Source organism: Oerskovia rustica (genome assembly GCF_014836555.1).
GTDB classification, from domain to species: Bacteria; Actinomycetota; Actinomycetes; order Actinomycetales; family Cellulomonadaceae; genus Oerskovia; species Oerskovia rustica.
The window spans coordinates 1-7,038 of record NZ_JACSQQ010000026.1 but is presented as its reverse complement, the minus strand read 5'-3'; the positions used below and the strand labels follow the sequence as shown (position 1 = coordinate 7,038).

Sequence of the window (7,038 nt, the reverse complement as noted above, 5' to 3'; positions counted from 1 at the left end):
GTCGGGCAGCAGGATTGCGCCCGACGACGCCACGCGCCTCTCACGGGCCGTCAACGGTCTCGTGGGCCCCCAGGGGGCACCGCCGCGCCGCGCCCTCGGGCGGGAGGCTCCGGGGGCACCTCGCCGCGTCCCGTCAGCGGGTCCCGATCCCCTCGGGGCCGACGTGCGCCCCGTCCGGGACGGTCGACGGCCCACCGGCGTCCTCCAGGACCGCGTCCCCCTCGGCGACGACGCCGCGACCGAACGTCCAGTCCCCCCGCACGGTGAGCCCCCGAGCGGCACGCAACGACGGTGCGCCCTGACCGAACCGCGCGTCGAAGTCGCCGACGAGCTTGTAGTGCGCGGCGTCGAGGTCGATCAGCGGCGCGTCGACCCGGGCCGTGAGCGTGAAGTCGTCGCCGAGCTCGTACACGTCAGAACGCAGCAGCAGCAGGTCGCTCGTCGCCTTGACGGGCAGGAAGCGGCTGCGGTCGACCTCGATGACGGTCGAGCCCTCGAAGACCTCGATCGCGGCGCCCATCGCCGACTCGACCTGGATCACGGGTGTCGAGGACGGGTCGGTGGGGTCGACCGTCTTGGGGTTGCGGATCAGGGGAAGCTCGAGGACTCCCCCGGTGCGGTCGAGCTCGGCGGCCAGCGCGCGCAGGTCGAGCCACAGGTTGTTCGTGTTGAAGTACCGGTGACGCTCGATGTCCCCGGCCGCGGCGAGGTCCTCCTCGGGCGTCTGCGCGGTCTCGCGCAGGACCAGGCGGCCGTCCGAGCGTCGCACCACGAGGTGACCGCCCTTGCGGTCAGCGGGCGTCCTGCGGGCCACCTCGGCCGCGAACGGGGCGCCCGAGGCCGCGAACCAGCCGGCCATGGCCGCGTCCGGGGCTGCGCCGAGGTTGTCCGAGTTGGAGACGCTCGCGTACAGGTAGCCCGCGTCCAGGAGCTGCTGGAGCGCCCCCGACGTCACCAGCGCCGTGTACAGGTCCCCGTGACCGGGCGGGCACCACTCCAGGTCAGGGTCCGCGGGCCATTCGACCGGCTCGAGGTCGTCCGCCCGCAGCTTGGGCTCGCGGTTCTGCAGGAAGTCGAGCGGCAGGCCGTCGACCGCGAGGTCCGGGTAGGCCGCGAGCGCCGCGAGCGTGTCGTCGCGGGTGCGGAAGCTGTTCATGAAGAGCAGCGGGAGGCGTGCGCCGGTGGCGGCACGGGCGGCGCGGACCTGTCCGGCGATGATGTCGAGGAAGGTGAGGGGTCCGTCGTTGGTGTCGCGGACGGTGAGGAGCGACTTGGCACGGTCCATGCCCATGGAGGTGCCGAGGCCGCCGTTGAGCTTGACGAGTGCGGTGCGGGAGAGGGCGGTGGCGGCGTCGTCGGGGCTGATGTCGAGGTCGTGGCGGTGTGTGACGTCGGTGAGGGGGGCGACGTCTGCCTCGGGGACGGTGCCGGTGGCGCCGCCGTCGAGGAGCTCGTAGAAGCGGCTGAAGACGTCGATCGCGGTGGGGTGGACGCCGGCGTCTGCCATCTTGCGCTGGGAGTGGGTGAGGCCCTGGCTGCTCATGGTGTCGATGCTAGGGCTGGTGGGGCTGGTTGCGCCGGGTGGGCGGTGGGGCGTCGCTCACGCGGGTGGTCACTCGAAGCGGGAGGGGTCTCCTGCGCCGACGCGGACGATCTCGGCGACGCCGGAGGAGAAGTCGACGACGGTGGTGGGTTCGGTGCCGCAGTTGCCGGAGTCGACGACGGCGTCGACCTGGTGGTCGAGGGCTTCCTTGATCTCCCAGCCCTGGGTCATGGGTTCGTCCTCCCCGGGCAGGAGGAGGGTGCTGGACAGCAGAGGTTCGCCGAGGGCGCGCAGGATGGCCTGGGTGACCGTGTGGTCGGGGATGCGGACGCCGACGGTCTTCTTCTTGGGGTGGGCGAGGCGTCGGGGCACCTCGGCGGTCGCGGGCAGGATGAAGGTGTAGCTGCCGGGTGTGGAGGCCTTGATGGCGCGGAACGCGGCGTTGTCGATCTTGACGAGCTGGCCGAGCTGGGCGAAGTCGGCGCACACGAGCGTGAAGTGGTGCTTGTCGCCGAGGTGGCGGATGTCGCGGATGCGTTGGGTGGCGCTGTGGGAGTCGATGCGGGCGCCGAGGGCGTAGCAGGAGTCCGTGGGGTAGGCGATGAGGGCGTCGTCGCGCAGGAGCGTGACGATCTGGTCGATCGCGCGGGGCTGGGGGTCGACGGGGTGGACGTCGAAGTACTTGGCCATGGCGTGAGCCTAGGCCTCGCGGGGTGGGGTTGCCGCCGGGAGGCTGGTGCTCGTGCCCGACGGCGAGCGCGGTGGCGCGAGCGGGGGGACAATCGGTGCGATGCGACTCGTGACCTTCAACATCCTGCACGGCCGGTCCACGGTGGACGACCTGGTCGACGTGGACCGTTTCGCCCGTGCCGTGGCGGAGCTCGACGCGGACGTCCTGGCGTTGCAGGAGGTGGACCGCAACCAGCGCCGGTCGGGACGGGCGGACCTGGCACGGGTCGCGGCGGAGGCGATGGGGGCGGTCGACCACCGGTTCGCTCCTACGTTGGACCAGCGGTCGGCGCGCGGTCGGTCGCAGTACGGCGTGGCCCTGCTGTCGAGGTTCCCCGTGCTCGAGTGGAGGGTGCTGCCCCTGCCGCGCCGCCCGTGGTGGCGGCCTCTGCCCCGGGCCTCCGACCAGCGGGCGCGTCGGTGGCGGCTCGACGAGCCGCGCACGGCTGTGGCGGCGGTCGTGCAGACACCACATGGCTCCTTGACGGTGGCGGCGACCCATCTGAGCTTTCTCGACGGGTGGGGCGAGCACCAGCTCGACCGGCTCGTGAGGGGTCTGGCGGGGGCTCCGCGGCCGCTCGTCCTGCTGGGGGACCTGAACCTGCGCTCGGAGGTCCCTGCGACCATCACGGGGTGGACCCCGCTGGCCGTCGCACGGTCCTACCCGGTCTCTCACCCGACGCTGCAGATCGATCACGTCCTGGCGGACGGCGGGGTGCGTCCGCTGGCGCCGGGGCGGGCGGTCGACACGGGGTTGTCGGACCACCGGGCGGTGGTCGTGGACGTCGAGCTCGACGGTGCGACCCGCTCCTGAGAGCCCCTCGCCGGTGTCGAACAGGCGTTCGACGCTGATCGTCGGCACAGCCCGGTCGAGTCGAACATCAGTTCGACACAGGTCGGCACATCGAGCACATTCACTCGAACACGTGTTCGACATCGCGCCCGCCCGTGGACCGAGGGCACCTCTCCCCCGCGCCGACCTCACGTCAGGGCGTGCCGCCGTGCGTCACCCGGACCACGGGAAGGCGCAGCGCGGCGGGGGCGTCCGCCGGGACGAGCGGGGAGCGAGGCGCGACCGGGGTCACCCGCCGGTAGGCGCTCCCGAGCGGTGGCCTGGGGTCGTCCTCGCCGCGGTGGGGCCACAGCGCCACCGCCCGCTCGGCCTGTGCCGTGATCGTCAGCGACGGGTTGACGCCCAGGTTCGCGCTCACGGCCGAACCGTCCAGGACGTGCAGCCCCGGGTGCCCGAACACCCGTTGGTAGGCGTCGACCACCCCGGTCTCCGGTGAGGCGCCGATCGCGCACCCGCCCAGGAAGTGCGCCGTGAGGGGCATGCCGAAGGGTTCCCCGATGCTCCCGCCGGGCGCCCCACCCATGACCCGGGCCAGCCGCCGGGCCGTCTCGTGCGCGGCGGGGATCCACCCGGGGTTCGGGGCCCCGTGCCCCTGCCGGGAGGTCATGCGACGACGGCCCGTCCAGGAGCGGCGCGTGTACGTCGTCAGCGAGTTGTCGTGACTCTGCATGACCAGGGCGATCACGGTGCGCTCGGACCAGCCCCGCAGGTCGAGCATGGCCGGCAGCCGACGCCGCTGGGCCCACAGCTCCCGCAACCATCCGGCGGGCGAGGGCGACGGACCGGGGTGAGCAGCGCCGTCGGGCTCCGTGCTGCCCTGGCGCAGGCCGCGAGCGCCGCGGGGCGTGACGAGGACGGTCTGCAGGAGTGCCATGGCGTTGGACCCGTGGCCGTAGCGCACGGGTTCGACGTGCGTGTGGGCGTCAGGGTGGAAGGAGGAGGTGATGGCGACGCCGCGCGTGTAGTCGGGCACGGGTGGTCCCGAGGGGCGTGGCCGGTCGGCGGTCGCGCCCAGGAGCGCCTCGGAGTTGGTGCGCGTGAGCATGCCGAGGCGGGGCGAGAGGTCGGGGAGGGTCCCGGCGTCGCGCTGGGCGTGCAGGAGCTGCTGCGTGCCGTGGGCGCCCGCGGCGAGGACGACGTGCTGGGCGGTCCACCGGGTGCGCCGGGCGTACGGGCGGTCGGTGCGCCGGGAGGTGACCTCGTAGCCGCCGCCGGGCGACGGCGCGATGCGGGTGACGGTCGTCAGGGGGTGGATCCTGGCCCCACCGCGCTCGGCGAGGTGGAGGTAGTTCTTGACGAGGGTGTTCTTGGCGCCGTGGCGGCACCCGGTCATGCACTGCCCGCACTCGAGGCAGCCGCGTCGCTCGGGGCCGGCGCCGCCGAAGAACGGGTCGGGCACGCGGACGCCGGGTTCCCCGAACAGCACGCCCACGGGGGCGGGTGTGACGGTGTGCGCGACGCCCATCTCGCGGGCGACCTGGGACATGGCCTCGTCGGCGGGGGTGCGTCCCGCGTACGTGACGACGCCCAGCATGCGCCGCGCCTGGTCGTAGTAGGGGGCGAGCTCGGCCTTCCAGTCGGTCAGGTGACCCCATGCAGGGTCGCTGTAGAACGCGTCGAGGGGCTCGTACAGGGTGTTGGCGTACACGAGGGATCCTCCGCCCACGCCCGCCCCCGCGAGGACCAGGACGTCGCGCAGGCGGTGGACGCGCTGGATCCCGAGGCAGCCGAGGCGCGGGGCCCACAGGAAGTCGCGCAGGTGCCACGACGTCACGGCGAAGTCCTCGTCCGCGAAGCGTCGGCCCGCTTCCAGGACCGCGACGCGGTAGCCCTTCTCGGTCAGGCGCAGGGCCGCGACGGACCCACCGAACCCGGACCCGACCACGAGCACGTCGACGTCGTGGGCTCCTTCGGGGGCGCGGCGCCGGTCAGCGCCCTCGGCCGTGCGCTCGTCCTGGGTCATCGTGGCCACCTCGATCCTCGGGCGCGCCGTCGCGCCCGGCAGGTGCCCATCCTGCCACCGGGGCCGCGCGGCGAACCGGCCGCCCGCGCTGCGAGTCCGCGAGCGCCGACCTAGCGTGGACGGGACCCGAGTACACCTCGCCCGCAGCGGCCGCCGACCGGCGTGCACGCGTGCGGCGACCTGAAGGAGGATCCCGTGCCCGACCAGACCCCCGCCTTCCCCGCCCAGCAGCAGGAGCCCCCGGGCCTGACGTCCTCCATGGACCCGCTGCCCGACCACGGTGAGTCGTCCTACCGGGGTACGGGCAGGCTCACGGGCCTGCGGACCCTGATCACCGGCGGCGACTCGGGCATCGGGCGCGCCGTCGCGATCGCGTTCGCCCGGGAGGGGGCCGACGTCGCGATCGGCTACCTGCCCGAGGAGCAGGTCGACGCCGAGGAGACCGCGCGCTGGGTGCGTGAGGCGGGCCGCACCGCCGTCCTGCTGCCCGGGGACCTGCGCGAGGAGGGCGCGTGCCGCGCGACCGTCGCCGACGCCGTCGAGCAGCTCGGCGGCCTGGACGTGCTCGTGAACAACGCGGGCTTCCAGATGGCGCGGCGGTCCTCGATCGCCGACGTGACGAGCGAGGACCTCGACCGGGTGCTCAGGACCAACCTGTACGCGCTGTTCTGGGTCACGCAGGCCGCGCTCGAGCACCTGGGCGAGGGCGCGTCGATCATCAACGTGTCCTCGATCCAGGCGTACCAGCCGTCCACCTCGCTCCTGGACTACGCGTCGACCAAGGCCGCGATCAACAACTTCACGGTCAACCTCGCGGCCGAGGTCGGTGAGCGGGGCATCCGGGTCAACGCCGTGGCGCCGGGACCGATCTGGACACCGTTGCAGCCCGCGACGCAGCCGCCGGAGAAGATCGAGCAGTTCGGGGCCGACACGCCGCTGGGGCGCGCCGGGCAGCCCGCCGAGGTCGCACCGGCCTTCGTCTTCCTCGCCTCGCCCGCCGACGCGAGCTACGTCTCGGCGACCGTGCTCGGCGTCACGGGTGGCAAGCCCGTGTTCTGACGCGATGCCCGACGCGCCCTGGCCCCCTGGGCGGCACGGTCCTCACGGGCCCTGCCGCCCGGCGCGCCCGGTCCGGGGCTAGGGTGAGAACCGGGTCGAGGAGCGGCCCGACGTCCTTGGCAGTGATCCCGGAGGCGACGATGCCGACGACCATCGCACAGCTCATGTCCACGGCGTTCTGCACGGTCGAGCGCACCGCGACCGTCGCGCAGACCGCACGCACCATGATCGACGACGACTCCGGCGAGGCGGTCGTGCTCGACGACGGCGACGTGATGGGCATCCTCACGGACCGCAGCATCGTGCGGGCCGTGGCTGCCCACGCCTCGCCCGACCACCCGGTGGGCGACCTCTGCACCGAGGACCTCGTGGTGCTCAGCCCCCAGGACCCGGCCAGGGAGGCCGTGCGGATCATGGAGCGCCACGCCCTGCTGCGGCTGCCCGTCATGGTCGGGCCGGACCTCGTGGGCATCGTCCGGCTCTCCGACCTCGTCACCGCGATCGAGCGCGGGCAGGTCTTCGTCGGTGCCCGCGACACCGAGGACGCGGCGCACGCGTGATCCCGGCGCGCACCGTCGTCGTCCACGGACCGCGTAGCGTTGTCCTCGACAGGTGGAGGAACGGCGCGGTCGTGCGCCGCCGACCGTCCACCTCCGAGCACGGACGGGACCGCCCGATGACGCAGGATCTGCAGCAGACGAAGGACGACACCCTCGACGTCCCCCTGAGCGCCGAGTACGGCACGGGGGCGACCCCGGCCACCGCCATCGAGTCCTCGATCGCGTCGGCCGCGCGGACGCTCGCCGAGGAGCCCAGCCTCCAGGAGACGCTCGACCGCACCGTGGAGCTCGCGGTCGCGATGGTCGAGGGGTGGGGGGGGGGGGGGGGGGG

General features: G+C 73.5%; 6 protein-coding genes and 1 pseudogene. 4 read left to right on the top strand and 3 right to left on the bottom strand.

Annotation, left to right across the window (positions count from 1 at the left end; genetic code table 11):
* Positions 1–133: 133 nt before the first annotated feature.
* Together H9652_RS14410 and H9652_RS14405 are read right to left on the bottom strand one after the other, a co-directional pair.
* Positions 134–1,543, bottom strand: coding sequence for a UTP--glucose-1-phosphate uridylyltransferase (locus H9652_RS14410; RefSeq protein ID WP_191796865.1), 1,410 nt, complete (start codon positions 1,541–1,543; stop codon positions 134–136).
* 69 nt (positions 1,544–1,612) lie between these two features.
* Positions 1,613–2,233: an L-threonylcarbamoyladenylate synthase gene (locus tag H9652_RS14405; protein ID WP_191796864.1), complete on the bottom strand. Its 621-nt coding sequence runs from the start codon at positions 2,231–2,233 to the stop codon at positions 1,613–1,615.
* A 100-nt stretch (positions 2,234–2,333) separates the two neighbouring features.
* Between H9652_RS14405 and H9652_RS14400 the strand changes: the two genes are divergently transcribed.
* Positions 2,334–3,086 (top strand): endonuclease/exonuclease/phosphatase family protein, encoded by a 753-nt coding sequence (locus tag H9652_RS14400; protein ID WP_191796863.1) that lies wholly within the window; start codon positions 2,334–2,336, stop codon positions 3,084–3,086.
* A 172-nt stretch (positions 3,087–3,258) separates the two neighbouring features.
* On the opposite strand, the gene H9652_RS14395 is transcribed toward H9652_RS14400, so the two are convergent.
* Positions 3,259–5,088, bottom strand: a complete 1,830-nt coding sequence (locus H9652_RS14395; RefSeq protein ID WP_191796862.1) for an FAD-dependent oxidoreductase — start codon at positions 5,086–5,088, stop codon at positions 3,259–3,261.
* A gap of 258 nt (positions 5,089–5,346) precedes the next feature.
* On the opposite strand from H9652_RS14395, the gene H9652_RS14390 reads away from it, so the two are divergent.
* The 3 genes and pseudogenes from H9652_RS14390 to H9652_RS14380 all read left to right on the top strand — a co-directional run.
* Entirely contained in the window at positions 5,347–6,147 is an 801-nt protein-coding gene (locus H9652_RS14390; RefSeq protein ID WP_191796900.1) for an SDR family oxidoreductase, read from the top strand.
* Between the two features lie 140 nt (positions 6,148–6,287).
* Positions 6,288–6,707: a CBS domain-containing protein gene (locus H9652_RS14385; RefSeq protein WP_191796861.1), complete on the top strand. Its 420-nt coding sequence runs from the start codon at positions 6,288–6,290 to the stop codon at positions 6,705–6,707.
* 116 nt (positions 6,708–6,823) lie between these two features.
* Positions 6,824–7,038, top strand: a pseudogene (locus tag H9652_RS14380) (hypothetical protein); the annotation flags it as partial.